The organism is Roseisalinus antarcticus (assembly GCF_900172355.1).
GTDB classification, from domain to species: Bacteria; Pseudomonadota; Alphaproteobacteria; order Rhodobacterales; family Rhodobacteraceae; genus Oceanicola; species Oceanicola antarcticus_A.
The window spans coordinates 61,220-77,816 of record NZ_FWFZ01000016.1 but is presented as its reverse complement, the minus strand read 5'-3'; the positions used below and the strand labels follow the sequence as shown (position 1 = coordinate 77,816).

Genomic DNA, 16,597 nt, shown 5'->3' with positions numbered 1-16,597 from the left:
ATCGGTCACCCCTGCCGCAGGGCCGTGATCCCCGAGGCGGGCAGGGTTTGCCCCCCCGGCAGCACGATGGACGGCACGCCGTCGGCCATCCGGACCTCGCGCACCGGCGCATAGACCGGCGCGGGCTCGGCGCCCAGGGACGTGCCGGCGGAGAAGCTTTCGACCTCGAAATAGACCGGCTCCAGGGCGGCCGGCGCGCCTTCGGCGGGTGCCCAGCCGACCTCTCCGCCCGGCGGGGCGATCTCGTGCCGCTCAAGCTCCATTCCGTCGGCAGAGCGGACCACGAGCTCTGCCCTGTCGGCATAGGACACGGTGTCGGCCACAACCGTCATCGGCGCGTTTTCAAACTGCACCGGCGCCGTCACCGGCGCACGTTGCCCGACCCAGCCCGCGATCTGGTTGAGCCCGGACATGCCCAACGCCTGCCCGAGACCCTTGAGCAGATCGTTGGTCAGGACCTGCTGTTCGACCCCCGAGAAGGTGGCCAGCTGAACCGCGTAATCCGAGGAATCGACCGGGTTCAGGGGGTCCTGATTCTCCATCTGCACAGTGAGCATCTTGAGAAAGGTCTCGAAATCCGAACTGATCGCAGGTGCGGTCGGTTGACCGCCGGCCTCCTGTGTCTCGGAGGAGCGTTGATTGGCTGAGGCCGCAAAGGCAGCCTGGACGGCGGTCTGTCCGCCGGTCGGAGACGTGGTTTCCATGTCGTGTCCCTACAATCTGAGGTCGAGGCCGCCTGCGGAGGTCAGTCCGCCTCGCCGCCCCGAATTTTCCCCGGTTTCGATATGCTCGACGCCCGTCTCGGCGAGAGCTGCTAAAGTCGGCTGTCCCGCTGCGGGTTGCTGGTCGTTCTGCCGCCCGGCGGAGCCGCCGAAATCATAGGCCACCTTGCCATAGCCGATCTGGCGAAGCTCCTGCGACAACAGGTCGATGTGCCGGCGAATCAGGTCCGCCGTCTCGGGGCGTTCGGCGATGACAGAGACGGAAATGCCGTCGTCATCGGTGGTGAGGTTCAGCGTGACCCGGCCCAGTTCCTGCGGATCCAGCGTGATTTCGGTCGTGCCCTGGCCGCTTGCCTGCAAGCCGGTCACGACCTGCCGGACAACGGCCGGACCGTGGGTCGAAGCGGACTGGGTCGCCGGCATCTGCGCATGGGGCGCGTGCCGCGCCGTCTCCACCGGGGCGGTGGAGCCGAAGCCAAGGTTCTGGATGTCCGTGTCAGGCTCGAACCGCCCTTGGTCCGCCGGTTGTCCGAACGGCTGCGCCTGGCCGGACACAAGCGGCCCGGCAGGTTGGATCGCGCCGCCCGGCAGGCGCTGCTGGGTCACAGCGGCCGGCCCGGTGTTCCAGCGACCCTCCCCGGATGTCTGCCGCGGCATGCGACGCTGGTCCGCGGGCGGGTCCTGTCGCGTCCCGATGCGCTCGTTTGCCCGCCCGCCCGGTGTGGGCGGAGGCTGGGACACCGGGGCACCCGATGTGCCGTGCGCGACGATTGGCACGGTTCCGGCCGGTGTGGCTTGGCCCGCCACCAGAGACGCCGTGCCGGCCGTCGGGGATCTGCCCGCGACGAATGACGCTGCGCCGGCTTGCTGGACCTGCGGCGCGGCCAGCGAGGCTGGCTGGAAAGCCCGCCCCCCTTCGAGCATCCGGGCGACCTGGGGCGAGGCCCGATCAGGCAGGTCACCGCCAGCCGGCGGCGCTACGGAGGGCACCGGCGGTGCTGCCCCTGTCCTCGGATTTCCGTCCGGAAGGCCGGCGTTTCCCGTCGAGCGAGGCAGCACGAAGTCAGCCGGAACGCCCGGAACAACGCGCCCGGGAGCAGGGCCCGGGTCTGCGGTATTGCCGCCAGGCCCCACGTTTTGCTCGGAAGCCTGGCCAGGCGGCACAACGGTTCGCGCCTCCTGTGCGACAGGTGCGTCGGGTGCGGCCTGACTTGGCTGCGGCCGGTCACCTTTGCCCTCGTTGGCTCGAAGCGGGTGATGCGCCCCGGCCCGACGCCGAGGCTGTTCCTGCGGATGCGACGCTGGCGCATGGGGCAATTCCGGTCGGTGACCTTCGCGGCCCGGCGAAGCGGCCGTCTGCGCAGAAGAGCGCTCCGCTGCGGCCTGCCCGCTTATTTCGGAAGCAGGCGACTGGGAAGCCTGAGCCGAGACAGCTGCCTCCCGGTAAACCGATTCGGTGACCGTTGGGTCACCGGCGGTCTCGGGGGAGGGCATTCCGCGGACCATGTCAACGGAACGACGCACCGTCGGCGTGGACGTCGCGCGGCCGGTCGGAGTGGACGGCGTCTGCGCGAGGGACGAAGACGCCGTATCAGCCTGACCGGGCTGTGCGGAGACCTGTCCCGGCGAGATTGATGGCGAGGCGGGCTGGTGTCGCGCGGCTTGTGGTGGGGGCCTGGACGGCGGCATCGCCGCTGGCCCGGTGTGTGCGGATCGGTCTGAAACCGTCGCCCTGTCCCTCGCCGGTGGGGTCTCGCCACTGGATTGCGAAGCCGAGGCGCCTGTTGGCGCCGGGCGGTGTGCCTCGGTGCGACCAACAGGACCGCTCTGCGCATGGGGCATCGAGCCCGGCCGGGACGTCTCGTGTGGACGACGATTATCCCTCGTCTGTCCCTCCGCCGCGGCCGCGGCCGAGGGCGGCATTTGCGGCGTTTTCTGCGTCGCGAGGCCGATGCCGGGCTCTCGCGTTGGGCCTTGCGGCCGAGTATCGCTGTCCTCTGCCCTCGGCCGGGTAGGTGCCTGCAGTGAATGCCCCAGGTCGACCCGGTCGGAATCGCGGTCCATCGGCGCCTGCGCCGAGCCCTGTTTCGGGGCGGCGTCCGCGATGGCGCGTGGCGGCGTCGCGCCGTCGCCCCCGGCCCGTGCGCTGGCAGGCATGCGGTCGGTTGACCTGGATGCGTCTGGGCGCGGCATCGTCGAGGACCCGGCCGTCGTTTGCGCTCCAAGCGGTTGGGGCATTCCGACCATGGCCGATTCCGCGCGCCCCGCGGAGTTGCGGCGGGGGAGCGGGGGCCTTTGATTCGGCGGAACGTCGGCGGCGCCGTCAGGTGCAGGACGGCCCGAAGCGGCGCGTTCGGAACTCACCGGGTCTTTGCCATCGGCGCGGGGCTGTGGCTGATCGACCTTGGTTTCGGCCGGCGGGGCCCCAGGAATGGCGGCGGTTTCGGGTGCAGGACCCTCGGGTATGCGGACGGGCCGTGCCTCCGGCGCGGATCGTGCGAATTCGGCGTTTGGGATCTCTGGCCGCGGGGGCTCTGCCTCGGTCATGGTGTCGGACACAGCGCCCTCGCCGCGTTTCGACACGGACGGGTGACCTTCGCCCTGGCCGCCGTCTTCCGAGGCTGTCTCGCGGTCTGGGCCGTGGTCGGCCAAAGCCCCGTCGCCCGAGCGGCGCGAGGCCTCTTCGAACGACCGGACAAGATCGGCGAAGGCCAGGCCTCCGCCGGCGGTCGATGTCCGGGGGGCGGGGCGGGCGCCGGGCATGGCCGGGCCTGGGGGCGCGAAGGTGTCAACGGGCTGCATCGGTTCTCCGATCTCTCCGACATTCGGATTTCTGGAACATGCAGCCGATAACTTACTCGTTCTTTACCGTATTCGTGTCAGTTGCAAAAAACTCGAACGAACCGGAGCGACCAGATGGACCCCATTCGATCATCCCTGCCACCGGAAGTGCCGCAGCCCTCGCAGGATGCGCGATTGCGCGACGCGGCTCAGCGGCTGGAGGCCGCATTCCTGTCGGAGATGCTGAAGACTGCCGGCCTGGGCAAGGCCCGCGACGCCTTCGGGGGCGGCGCCGGAGAGGAGCAGTTCGGATCTTTCCTGGTCGACGAACAGGCCCGGGCGATGGTGGAAGCGGGCGGGATCGGGCTGGCCGAATCCCTGTTCGAGGCGCTGAAGGAGCGAAGCAATGACTGATACCGTGATGCGTCTGCGTGACCTGCTCGAGAGCGAACGCGAGGCTCTGTTGAGCGGAGATCTCAGGACCGTCGGCCGGCTTGGCGCGGAAAAGCTGGATCTGGTGGAGGGGTTGGAGACCGCGCCGGCCGGGGACGGAACCCTGCGCGAGATTGCGGAGCTGTCGGCGCGGAACCAGTCGCTGATCGCCGCCGCGCTCGACGGCACGCGGAGCGTCGTGCGGCGCCTGGGCCAGCTGAAGGACGTCCAGTCCCAGCTGACGACCTATGATGCCAACGGCCGCAAGGCGCAGGTCCTGACGGCATCGGTCCGTTCGGATCGAAAAGCATAAAAAGCGAGGAAAAGTTGGAGCATAGCGGACGCCCTGCATTAGGAATTCCTTGAGACATCGAGGGCAGGTTCGACCCGTGCTCCGAGGGGCCACGAAATGTCGGACAGAACCTTCCGACCTTCCGAAAAGTCAGAACGGCGATCGTCGCCGCGTGAAATCGCGCGGCATGTCAAACTTCGAACTCTGGGCGCAAAGCGCCCGCAGGAAAGGACTACCGCAAATGTCCAGCATTCTGACCAACAATGGCGCCATGGTGGCGCTGCAGACGCTGAAATCCATCAACAAGAACCTGAACGACACCCAGTCGCTGATCTCGACCGGCAAGAGCGTCAACAACGCCAAGGACAACTCGGCCGTCTGGGCGATTTCGAAGGTCATGGAGTCCGACGTGAAAGGCTTCAAGGCAATTTCGGAATCCCTCGCGCTCGGGGACAGCACCGTTGCCGTCGCCGCCAACGGCGCCGAAACCGTCACCGAGCTTCTCACCGAGATGAAAGGCAAGATCGTCGGTGCCCAGGAAGAGAACGTCGATCGCGCGAAACTGCAGACCGACATCGAGGCCCTGTCCAACCAGATCAAGTCGGTTGTCGGCGCGGCCCAGTTCAATGGTCTCAACCTGCTGTCGGGGACCTCAAGCGTCGACGTCCTTTCCTCGCTCGACCGATCCAACGACGGGACCGTCTCGTCCAGCTCCATCACCGTTGACCGTCAGGATCTGACCTTTGATGCGGGTGTCTATGGGACCGGCGCCACGCTGGCCGCGAACGTGACGGCCACTCTGGGCGGCAACCTGAGCGCGGCCGGCACCGGCGATGCGTTCTCGAACGGTGCGAACAACATGTCCGCAGCCGTTGCCGGGACGATCAACGCAGGGGAGACCTACAACTTCCAGATTGCCGGCGAGACCGTCAGCTTCGTGACGACGACGACCACTGCCAACGATCTCGCCGCGGGCCTGACCGCCGCGATCAATGCGGCTGGTATCGAGGACGTCTCGGCCACGGTCGCGACCTCCACGATCACGATCGCGTCGACCTCGAAGTTCGATGACGTGGACGTCAACACCAGCGGCACCGGCGCGGCGACGTTCGCCCTGACCGCCAACGGCAACACGGCGGCGCCCGCGACGACCAACTCGTCGACGATCGATTCGCGAGCCTCCGACATCACCTTCTCGACCACTGCAGGGGTCAATGAGGGTGACGGCTATCGGGTCGCCGTCGGCGGGGTGAACTATGACTACGTCGCCGGCCCCGACGAGACCTTCGAGGATGTGGCACGTGGCCTCAAGACCGTCATTGACGGTGCGGGTCTGACCGACATCTCGACCAATGTCGTCCAGGACAGCACCTCTGGTGCCTGGACCCTGCAGATCGACAATGACGGCGCTGCGCAGACCCTGACCGGAGCCGGTGCCGCCGGCGGTACTGCGACGGGTGGCCTGGCCGGGTTGAACGATATCGACGTGACGACCGATGAAGGCGTGGCTGCGGCCCTGTCAAACATCGAGACCTATATCGATACCGCGATCGAATCCGCTGCTGCGTTCGGCTCTGTCCAGGGACGGATCGAGACCCAGTCCGACTTCATCTCGAAGCTGACGGACACACTGAAGTCGGGCATCGGCTCGCTCGTGGACGCCGACATGGAAGAGGCGTCGGCCCGTTTGCAGGCCCTGCAGGTCCAGCAGCAGCTGGGCACCCAGGCGCTGTCGATCGCCAACCAGGCACCGCAGTCGATCCTGTCGCTCTTCCGGTAAGGGCAAAAAGGAGAGGCGCCCATCCGGCGCCTCTCCGCAACATTCGCAGCGCAACGCTAAAATTGCGTAGCCGCCCCCAAGTCCCGAAAGGACGCAGACGTGAACGTGATCGAACGAGCCAAACGGGCCTATGCCCCGACATCCTCTCCCGTTCTGACCGGCCGTGCCGCCGAACTCCAGCTTTTCAGCCAGACCACCGCGCGGCTGCGCAATGCCACCAAGTCGCCGGACAATTTTCCGCAACTGGTCGCGGCGCTGCATGAAAACCGCCGTGTTTGGGCGCACATGGCCGGCGAAGTCGCAGAGGACGGAAATTCCCTTCCCAAGGAGCTGCGTGCCCGCCTCTTCTATCTCTATGAATTCGTGGCGCATCACACCCGGAAGGTCCTGCGCGGCGAGGCGGACGTCGGCCCGCTGGTCGAGATCAACACGGCCATCATGCGTGGCCTGAAGGGGAGCGGTGCTGTCTGATGTCCTGTCTTGTCCTGAAACTCGGCCCGAAAGAGCGTGTCCTCGTCAACGGCGCCGTCATCGAGAACGGGGATCGCCGGTCGCGTCTGTCCATTCTCACACCCAATGCCAACATTTTGCGACTGCGCGATGCGATCCGGCCGGAAGAGGCGAACACCCCGGTCCGCCGGGTCTGCTATGCCGCGCAGCTCGCCCTGAGTGGTGACGTCACCGCGGAAGAGGCGAGCCTGCAACTCATGCGGGGCATAGAGCAGCTCAGCCAGGTGTTCCTGGACGACGACAGTCGGGCGCATCTGAACAACGCGACCCAGGCGGTCACCGAGAACGAGTTCTACCGAGCCCTGAAGCAATTGCGCACGCTGTTGCCGCGCGAGGAACGGCTGATGTCCCTGACTCCGAGGGCGTCATGAGCTTTCAGCCCGTCGTTCCGATGTCGGGCTACGTGGGTTGGAAATTTCTCAACCGGACCATGGAGGCCCAGAAGGACGCCTATGTCCAGAGTGCCCCCGTGGTCCGCGCGACCGACCATTTCCGCGCGGAGATCGGCAAGGTCACGTCGGTCGACGATTTCATGGCCGACCGGCGGCTTCTGCAGGTCGCGCTGGGCGCCTTCGGTCTGGACGATGACATCGGGAATATCGCGTTTATTCGAAAGGTCCTCGAAGAGGGCACGGTCGAGAGCGATTCCTTTGCAAACCGCCTGTCCGACAGCCGCTACGTTGCCCTGTCGGAGACCTTGGGCTTCGGCAACCTGGGTGGCGCGGGGCGAACGCAGTTCACCAGCTTTGCCGAGGATCTGATCGCGCGCTATGAAGATCGGCAATTCGGCATCGCTGTGGGCGAGCAGAACAACGACATGCGGATGGCGCTCAATGTCGCCTCGGGAATTGAGGATTTGCTGGGCGACCAGAAATCCGAACGGGGGCGGTGGTTCGCGATCATGGGCAATCCGCCCTTGCGGTCGGTGTTCGAGACGGCGCTGGGGTTCCCGTCGAGCTTCGGGCAGGTCGATATCGACCAGCAGCTGGAGCAGTTTCAGGACCGGGCGATGTCGGTGCTCGGTTCCGGCGATCCGGCCGATTTCGGGGATCCCGAACTGCAGGAAAAACTGATCCGGCTGTTCCTCGTCCGCTCCGAGGCGCAGCAATTCCAGTTCAGCAGCAGCGCGAGCGTGGCGCTTTCCCTGCTACAGGCGGGCTAGACCCACTGCGCACATGGCAATCGGCCATGGACGTGCGTTTCTCGATGCCTCTTTCGGGCCGGACCTGGATCGAACTCGCCGTTCCTTTGGGCGCCCGAACAAGCGGACCCACACCGGTGCGGGTCCAGCCAAGTCTCTCCGCAAACAGTGCCGTCAAAGCGGAGCTTTTGGCTTGCGGCAGGTCGCGTTTGGAAATGGCCGCGGACGGAATGGCGGTCGCTGGCATGCGAAGGGTCGGCTAATCGGCGGATAAGCGCTGGCGGCGGGATCAGCACGGGATGCCGTCGCCGGCGCCTTTCGCCGTGCCGGGCGGGGCGATGCGGGAATTGCCGCAGCGTCCGGACACTGTCAGGTCCAGAGCCATCAAACCTCCCCTCCCCGATTGGAGGCGACGAGTGCGGGGCTCGCAGACGGACCTGTCTCGAAGCTGCCGTTATCTTTGGGGTTCGCAGGGCACGGCCTGGACGTCGCCGGACCCGATCCCTGCATCAGGTCCGCAAAATCAGCACATCAGATTTGGAGACAGTCCCGCGCTCCGGTCTCCGCGGATATCGCCCTCGCTGCCGCTGGGGAAGGTCATCGCGAATGAGGGGCCAGAGGTGCCGCCCGGTCGGCGAGGACCCGCGAAAGCCGTTTCGGGTCGGACAGGGCGAATACGGATTGACGGGATAGGAAAAGCTTGGCTATTATCTGCGGGTCGGCCGCGCGTTTTTAAGCGGCACAGACAGAAATTTGAGATAGCGTTGCAATAGGTCCGGGGTAGGGATTTGTCATGAGACATCGGTGGAGCGGACGCCGGGGTACCCTGTTCAGCGGCACATCTCGGCTTGGTCTCTACGGTGGTATCCCATTGGGCCCCGCGACCAGCCTTCGTCTGCCGAACGCCAGCCAGCCGAAACGGAAAGCGACCGGGGCGAAGCGGAAGCCGCGCCGCAAGGCCGAGGTCGAGGCGCTCGAGCCGCGCATCCTTCTCAACGCCGACCTGACCGGCGACGCCGGCGCACTGATCACCGGGGCGCAGGCGTTGGAGACCTGGATCGCGACGCTCGAATCCCACCAGGCGCTGGCGCAATCCGTCCCGGTCATCAACCGCACGCTTGGTACGGCGGTCGATCTGGGCAATACGCTCTCGACCTATCTTACCGACAAGATCGAGGATTACCTCGACCCGCTGTCCGGCGCCTTTACCGATGCCACCCCCACCGGGGATGAGCTTGCGGCGGCCCTTTCGGGAAGTTTCACCGACGGGCTGGGCAGCGTCGACGTCACGGTCACGGCCGACGCGACCGACGCCATTTTCGATGTCAGCCTGACCCGCACCGTCGCCCCCGCCCCCGTCGCGCTGGACCTGTCGGCCGATGACGGCGGGCTTGGCGTCAGCCTGTCCGCCGGGGGCGAGCTGACCACCGGGTTCGAGGCGACGGCCGACCTGCAACTCGGGATCGACGCGACCGGCTTCTTCGTCAGCCCCACCGTGTTGGAGGCGTCGGTCTCGGGCGCCCTGTCCGACCTGACCACCACGCTCGATTTCGGCTTCGTCGATTTCGAGGGCAACGTCTCTGCCGCCGTCGATGCCACCGCGACCGTCACCCCAAGTCAGGCGACCTTGCGGCTGGCGGACCTGACCGGCGCCATCGCCGACAGCGCCTCCGTCGCGTTGTCGGGCACGGCGTCGGTGGATATCTCGGGCGACGCGGGCTTCGGCTCGGTCGAGAATTTCGACATCGACTGGACCGGCGACATGACCGCGCCCACGGTCAGCGGGCCGCTCGACCTGCTGGGCGGCTTCGGCGATATCGCCTCCGGCGATCTGGACGGGCTGTTCGCGGCGGCCACGGACTTTCTCGGCCGGCTGAACACGGGCGATCTGCTCGGCGACCTGCCGATCTTCGGGTCCGGCCTGTCGGACCTGGCCGATCCGGGTGCGCTGGTGGGCAACCTGCTCGACGGGCTGACCTTCACCGACCTGGACGAATTGCGCGCGGAGGTCCTGGCCCAGGCGAACCTGAGTGACCTGGGCCTGCGGCGGGTCGACCTGGACGGCGACGGGGTCGAGGATGCCATTGTCTTCGATGTGGGCTTCACCAACACGGTGACCGGCGACCTTTCCGTTGACTGGACCGAGGACGCGCTGTTCGACCTGGAGGCGCAGGCGACCGTGGCCGGCGCCAGCGCCCTGGTGTCCGGCCAGCTGGGCTTTGGCGTCGACCTGCGCGGCGGCGCCCCCGCGCTCTTCCTCTATGCCGGCGGCGCCGAGCCGGCCGTGCGGATCCAGACCTCGCTGACCGGCATCGATGCGGCGGCGCGGGCCGGGTTCCTCGACCTGACGGTCTCGGGCGGGACGGCGGACGCCGATGTGACGCTGCGGCTGAGCCAAGGCGACGGCAGCCCGGTGATCTCGCTGGTGTCGCTCGGCGGTTCGATCATCGACGCCGGTGTCTTCGCCGAGGTGGGCGGCGCGATGAACGTGTCGATGCCGCTCGACAGCTCGGCGATTCCGGGCCTGCCGCGCACGCTGATGGCGAACTGGCCCGATCTGTCCGACCCGACGACCTTCACCACCAATGCCGGCACCTTCCTCGACGTGGACCAGTGGACCTCGCTGTCGGAGCAGACGGTGCTCGACGCGCTGGACGCGCTGCCCGGGATCCTGCGGTCGCTGGCCGAGGAATTCGGCCGCGATCTGCCCGTGATCGGCGACGAGCTGGACCGCATCCTTGCGATCGCCCAGCGGATCGAGGACGCCCTCGACACCATCCAGAGCTTCGCGGATCCCGCATCGCTGGCGACCGCGCTGCAGGCACTGTTCGACACCGTTACGGTCACCGCCAGCGAGACCGCGCTGGAAATCGAGATCGAGGAGCTCAACAGCTTCGACGAGACGCTCAGCGTGGGCCTGCAGGAAACCATCGGCGGCGGGCTGGGGACGCTGAACCTGAACGGGTCGGCGCGCGCACAAGGCAGCAGCGACCTCGACCTGACGCTCGGGATCCTGCTGGATCCGACGCTGGCCTTCCAGGACCGTGTCTACCTCGCGTCCGGGCCCGCGACGGCGCTGAGCGTCGGCCTGCAGGTGACCACCCCGGCGCCGTTCTCGGCGGCGGCCGCGCTGGGGCCGCTGACGGTGCAGGCGCGCAACGCGACGGTCGAGATCGGGGCGCGGGCAGGCGACGGCTCGCTCGACGCGGCCAACCCGGCGACCCTGTCGACCCGGCTGGTCGATCCCGCCACCTCGGCCAACGACGGCAGGGCGACCCTGCGCGAATTGCTGGGCGCCGGGGCCGGTGCCTTCACCACGCCCGCCATGGCCGGCAAGGTCGAGGCGCGGGCGGAGCTGGCCGCGACGGCTGGCGCCACGACCAGCGTTCCGGTCAGCTTCGACTGGCGGCTGGACCGCCCGGCCGACCCGCCGGCGATCGACCTGGACACCTCGGCGCTTGCGGCGCTGCTGCCCTCCAGCCCTTCCGACATCCTGGGCGACGGCTCTCTGACCGACACGGCACGGGCGGCGATCCAGCAGCTTGGCCCCTGGCTGGACCAGTTCGCCGAGGCCGCCGCGCAGAGCCCGATCCTGAACCAGCCGCTGCCGGTCATCGACAAATCCCTGGCCGAGCTTCTTGACCTCGACGGCTCGCTGTCAGACGCGGCCCTGGCGCTGCTGGATCACTTCAGCAACCCCGGTGCGCTGGCCGAAGAGGCGGCGGCCGCCGCGGCCGATGCGCTGGAGGCGCTGGCCGATGCCGGCCGGCAGGTCATCGTCGACCGCGCCAACATGTTCGCGGGCCTGATCGACGCGGCGCAGACCGAGGTGGCCGAGCAGCTGGGCCTGATCCAGGGGCGCGATCTCTTCGTGATGCAGATCGGCTTCGAGATCGAGGAATCGCTCGCCGGCGAGGCGATCAGCTATATCGAACAGACCACCGGCCTGAGCATCGACGCGACGCTGACGGGCAATGCCACGGTGATGCTGCGGCTGACCATCGGCCTTGACCTCGACCCGCTGCGCGACCCCGAGGATGCAGTTTTTCTGCGTCTGGACGAGTTCAACGCCGGGATTGACGCCTCGCTGGACACCGGCGTGGGCTCAAGCCTGCGGCTTGGCGTGCTGGATCTGGATCTGGACAACGCCTCCACCCTGCGGCTGCAGGCCCAGGTTTCGGGCGGGGTGGCCGGCACCGATCTGCCGCAACCGCTGACCCTGAGCGAGATTCTCGGGACCTCGATCGACGGTTTGCTCAACATCGAGGCGGGGCCGTCCTCGGTCTCGGGAGCGGTGATCGTCCGCGCGGGGCTGAGCGGGATCGGCTCGGGCACCGGCGTCTTTACCTTCAGCGGCGATCCGCTGTCGGGCGAGCCGCCGACCGTCGTGCTCAGCGGGGCGCTGGCCAACGAATTGCCCAACTTCGAGAACCTGGATGCCAATTCGCTGCTGGAAGGGCTGCGCGGCATCGCGGCCTGGATGTCGTCGCTGACCGGCGCGGATTTCATGGGGGCCGAGGTTCCGTTCTCCGACGCGACTGTCGGCGATCTGCTGGACTGGGGCGTGGCCTTCTCGGAGCAGGTGACCAGCACGCTCGAGGACGCCGAGAACTTCGCCGATTTCAGCTCGATCGAAGAGCTGGTGCAGAAGCTTGCCGCGGCGGCGGGCGTGCCCGAAGGGTCGCTGTCCTCCAGCTACAACACCTCGACCGACAGGCTCGATTTCAGCCTGATCCTGAACCACGATTTCGGCACGCTCGACGCGGGCTTTGCCGTGGGCGAGGATTTCGGGGGGCTGGCGGAGCTGTCCTCGGACGGCATGATCTCGCTCAGCGCCAGCGGCGCGTTGCAGCTGAGCTTCGGTTTCGACCTCAGCCGGGTGGAGACGATCCTGGTGGCCGCCGCCGCCGCGCCCGCCAACGGCAATGTCCAGGATCTGGCCGAGGATCTGCAGCGGGCGGTCTCCGCCGCGCTGAACGCCGGCGCGACCCTGCCCGAGGGCGGCACCACCGAGGGCCTCGCACCCGATGGGATCACCGTCGGCACGCGCAACATCAGCGGCGGCACCGCCCTGACCATGGCCCTGTCGTCCGATCTGGGCGGGCGGCTGGCCTTCGCCTCGGCCGGGACCGATCCGGCGACGACCGAACTGGGCTTTGGCCGGGCGCAGACCCGCTCGACGGTGACGCTGACCGGCGACGACCCGGCGCCGGCGAATGGCCAGCTGACAAATGACGCGGTGCTGCGGATCGCCATCGGCAGCCGTCCGCCCCAGACGATCACGCTGGCCGCCGCCGATACCGCGACGAACACCGGCGTGGCCGATCTGGTCGCCGATCTGAACCTGGCCATGCACGCGATGAACGTGGCGCGGCAGGCCGACGGGCTCGCCCCGCTGACGGCGCTGTCCAGCACCACGGGCAACATCCGGTTCTTCCTCAGCGACGATGTCCCCGCCATGATCATCGAGCCCGACGCCACCGACGCGGGCGGCGCGGCGGAGCTGGGCTTTGGCACACGGCGCGAGGTCGGGGCGCCGCAATCGCTTCAGGTCGCAAGCTCCAACATTCTCAACGGGCTCTATATCGACGACCTCGTGGGCACGGCCACGGTCGCGGTTGACGGTACGGTCGATGCCGCCGCCCGGTTCGGCGTCGTCGACATCGTGCTGGACGGGGCGACGGTGGATCTTGACGGGTCGATCACCCTCGATCTCGATCCGGGCGTCTTCTACCTTGCGGAGCTTCCGTCCAACCCGGCGTTGATCGGCGATTTCTTCAGCGGTGCAGGCCTCGGCACCAGCATTTCGGGCAGCTTCACGGCGCCGGTCACCGTGACGGGTCCGTTGGCCACCCTGTTCTCGCTCGACGGGACCGAGACCTTGTCGGTCACGGTGCCCGACGCCTTCGACCCCTCCGGCTGGACGGTGTCGGCCCCCGACCTGGGCGAGATCGGCGATTTCGACGGCCTCACACCCGAGGATATCGCCGATGCCCTGATCCAGCTGGGCGAGCTTCTGGTCTCGTGGTTCGAGAATACAGGGCTCGGCGCGGACCTTCCGATCCTCGCCGACACGATCAGCGGTCTGCTGACCCTGGCCGACACGGTTCTGGACGCGGCGACCGCGTTCCGTGACGATCCGACCGGGGCGCTTGCCGGGCTCGAGGCCGATCTCGAGACGCTGCTGATCGATGCGGGGGTTCTGGGCAATGCCTCCGATCTTGACCTGATGTTCGATGCGCCGACGTCGAGCCTTCTGTTCGACATCAGGCTGAGCCAGTCGATCGGGTCGAGCGATCCGGGCGTCGGACCCAAGGAATTCGCGGTCGACCTGGCCGATCTGGGCATCGGTTCGCTCGGCGGTATCAGCGGCGTGGGCAGCCTGGTGGACGCCAGCGGGTCCGCCACGATGACATTCTCGGCGGCCGCAGAGGCGAACCTTGTCTTTGGCATCGACTTGTCGGGGGCAACGCCGTCGGTCTTCGTCGATGAGCAGACCGGGCTGTCGGTCGGGCTCTTCGCCCTGGGCAGCGACCTGGACTTCGAGCTGGCGCTAGGGCCGCTGGGCGTCTTCGTGCGTGAAGGAACCGCCCGTGTCAGCCGCGCGGGCTATGACGTAGGCGCCACGGACGCGGCCAATCGCGGCACGCTGCAATTCGGGTTTTCCAACGCGCAGGCCCGTTATGCCATCTCGCAGCTGATCTCGAACGCGACGACCCTGCGCAATGCCCTGGAGTTCGACAGCGACATCGTCTTCGACGTCGACCTGCCCGTGGATTTCCCGCTCGAGGGCAACAGCCTCGGCAACATCACCCTGACGACGGCGGATCTTGGCGGCATCCTCGAGGATCTGATCCGCGGCAACGGGATCGCGGCGGGCGACATCACCCTCTCGGCCCCCGATTTCGCGGCCGAGATTGCCAACATGGATCTGCTGGGCTCGTTCTCGGGGATCGGCGCGGGGCTGGACCTTGCGCTGAAATCCATCGAGGACCTGCTGCGCGGAGAGCTCTTCGGCATCGACCTGCCCATCGTCGGCGATCAACTTGGCGATGCGGCGAATTTCGTCGCCGACTTCCGGGCGCAGATCAAGGCCGCGACGAACAACTATTCCAGCCCGGGCTTCGACGCGGTCCTCGATGCGCTCGACCTGGTCTTCGGCTCGGCGCTGAAGTCGGCAGAGCTTCATTATACCGACAGTGACGGCGCCGATCAGGTCTGGGCCCGTGGCGGAGACTACGAAGGCGATATCCTCACGATTTCCGATGTCGAGATCGTGCTGCGCCTCGGGCGGGTGGAAAATATCGCGAGCGGCGATGTCAGTTTCGACCTCGGCCTGCCGGGCCTCGGGCTCAGCGTGGACGAAGGGTCCGAGGTCAACGTGGACCTCGACTGGGATCTGGATTTCGGCTTCGGGCTCAGCCGTTCCACCGGGTTCTACCTGCTCAGCGATGTGGGGCTGGATGACGGCGGCAACCCGGCGCCGGAATTCCGTGCCGCGCTGACCGCCTCGCTCAGCGACAATTTCCGCGCCGCCGCGAAGTTGGGCTTTCTCGAAGCGATCGTCGAGACGGGCGAGGGCCCGGGCCAGGAGCAAACCGCGATCTACGGTGGACTGTCATTCGATCTTCAGGGCGGACGAGAGCTTGCGGTCACCTCGCTGGGCACGGGCAATTTCGCGCTGGACTGGGACCTGGGCGCGAATGTGGACCTCGACCTCAAGGTCGGCTTCGGCTTCGACCTCGAGAGCGGCGAAAGCAGCTCTCCCTTCCCGTCGCTCGAAGCGCAGCTGGCGGCCGATTGGGCCTTGGGATCGACCGGCCAGCTGGGCACGCCCACGGTCGCGCTGAACAACATCGCGCTGAACCTCGGCTCCTTCATCAACGACTACATCGTGACGGTGTTCCAGCCTGTCCTCGATGCGCTGGAGCCGATCCAGCCGCTGCTCGACATCCTGTTCGAGCCGCTGCCGCTGTTGTCCGACGTCTTCGGCCGCCCGGTGACGATGGTCGACCTGGCAGAGCTGTTCTTCGGCGACAACGAGATCGTGGCCTTCCTCGAATCCGTAGGCCAGATCTACAACGTGGTCAGCGCGGCGCGGGCGGCCTCGGCCTCGGGCAGCATCGTTCTGGTGGACAGCATCGACCTTTCCGGGTCCGATCTGGGCGGTTCGCAGCAGATCAGCTTTACCCCCGCGCAGCTTGCCGGGCGGTCGTCGGGCATCTCCTCGGTCGAGGATCTGTTCAGCGCGATGGGCTCCAAGGGTGCGGGCGGCTTTGCCAGTGCGCTGGGCGCGGTGCGCGACGACGAGGACGGCGGCTTTGCGATTCCGCTGCTGGAGGACCCGATGCTGGCGCTCGGGCTGCTGTTCGGGCAGGACGTGCCGCTGGTCACCTACGACATGCCGGCGCTGCGCGTCGGCTTCGATTTCCGCCAGTCGATCCCGATCTGGCCGGCGCCGCCGATCAACCTCGTGCTGGGCGGGGGGCTCTATGCCGGGCTGGATCTGGCGTTCGGCTATGACACCTACGGGGCGCGGCGATTCCTGGAAACGAACGACCCGACCAGCCTGCTGGCCGGGCTCTACATCGACGACCTGAAGAACGGCGAGGACGTGCCCGAGGCCTATCTGCGCGGCGAGCTTTACGGCGGGGCCTCGGTCGGCTTCCCGGGGCTCAGCGTCGGGGCGACCGCCGGTATCTCGGCCGAGATCCTGTTCAACTTCGCCGATGGGGTGAAGCACGAGGGCGCGGACCCGCTGCCCGGCGAGGGCGACGGCAAGATCCGTTTCGAGGAGATCGAGGCCAACCTGCAAGGCGGGCCGCTGTGCATCTTCGACGTCTCGGGGCGCTTCGCGTTCTTCGTCGATATCGTCTTCGAATACATCTTCTCCAGCAGCCGCATCAACGTGCTGGACATCACCCTGCTGGATTTCAACA

9 protein-coding genes (1 of these 9 only partly in view) are annotated in these 16,597 nt (G+C 67.3%); 7 read left to right on the top strand and 2 right to left on the bottom strand.

Annotation, left to right across the window (positions count from 1 at the left end; translation table 11 throughout):
* Nucleotides 1-5 precede the first annotated feature (5 nt).
* On the bottom strand, nucleotides 6-704 hold the full coding sequence (locus ROA7023_RS14580; RefSeq protein WP_085879772.1) for a flagellar hook capping FlgD N-terminal domain-containing protein: 699 nt from the start codon (nucleotides 702-704) through the stop codon (nucleotides 6-8).
* A 9-nt stretch (nucleotides 705-713) separates the two neighbouring features.
* Nucleotides 714-1,379 carry a flagellar hook-length control protein FliK gene (locus ROA7023_RS24485; RefSeq protein WP_159458528.1) on the bottom strand — a complete coding sequence of 222 codons (666 nt, stop codon included), beginning with the start codon at nucleotides 1,377-1,379 and terminating at the stop codon, nucleotides 714-716.
* A 2,259-nt stretch (nucleotides 1,380-3,638) separates the two neighbouring features.
* Here ROA7023_RS24485 and ROA7023_RS14570 point away from each other — a divergent pair.
* The 7 genes from ROA7023_RS14570 to ROA7023_RS14540 all read left to right on the top strand — a co-directional run.
* The gene (locus tag ROA7023_RS14570; RefSeq protein WP_085879770.1) at nucleotides 3,639-3,917 is read left to right on the top strand and encodes a rod-binding protein; all 279 of its coding nucleotides are present in this window, start codon (nucleotides 3,639-3,641) and stop codon (nucleotides 3,915-3,917) included.
* Nucleotides 3,910-4,248 carry a hypothetical protein gene (locus tag ROA7023_RS14565; protein ID WP_085879769.1) on the top strand — a complete coding sequence of 113 codons (339 nt, stop codon included), beginning with the start codon at nucleotides 3,910-3,912 and terminating at the stop codon, nucleotides 4,246-4,248. The genes ROA7023_RS14570 and ROA7023_RS14565 overlap by 8 nt, the downstream gene beginning before the upstream one ends.
* 220 nt (nucleotides 4,249-4,468) lie before the next feature.
* Nucleotides 4,469-6,007, top strand: coding sequence for a flagellin (locus ROA7023_RS14560; protein WP_085879768.1), 1,539 nt, complete (start codon nucleotides 4,469-4,471; stop codon nucleotides 6,005-6,007).
* 99 nt (nucleotides 6,008-6,106) lie between these two features.
* Nucleotides 6,107-6,478: a flagellar biosynthesis regulator FlaF gene (flaF, locus tag ROA7023_RS14555; protein WP_085879767.1), complete on the top strand. Its 372-nt coding sequence runs from the start codon at nucleotides 6,107-6,109 to the stop codon at nucleotides 6,476-6,478.
* Entirely contained in the window at nucleotides 6,478-6,888 is a 411-nt protein-coding gene (gene flbT, locus ROA7023_RS14550; RefSeq protein ID WP_085879766.1) for a flagellar biosynthesis repressor FlbT, read from the top strand. Before flaF ends, flbT begins: the two co-directional genes overlap by 1 nt.
* The gene (locus tag ROA7023_RS14545; RefSeq protein ID WP_085879765.1) at nucleotides 6,885-7,679 is read left to right on the top strand and encodes a DUF1217 domain-containing protein; all 795 of its coding nucleotides are present in this window, start codon (nucleotides 6,885-6,887) and stop codon (nucleotides 7,677-7,679) included. The genes flbT and ROA7023_RS14545 overlap by 4 nt, the downstream gene beginning before the upstream one ends.
* A 772-nt stretch (nucleotides 7,680-8,451) precedes the next feature.
* Nucleotides 8,452-16,597, top strand: partial view of a right-handed parallel beta-helix repeat-containing protein gene (locus ROA7023_RS14540; protein WP_085879764.1) — the beginning only. The gene runs 19,865 nt beyond the window's last position; only the first 8,146 of its 28,011 coding nucleotides appear in the window; its start codon is at nucleotides 8,452-8,454; its stop codon lies beyond the right edge, outside the window.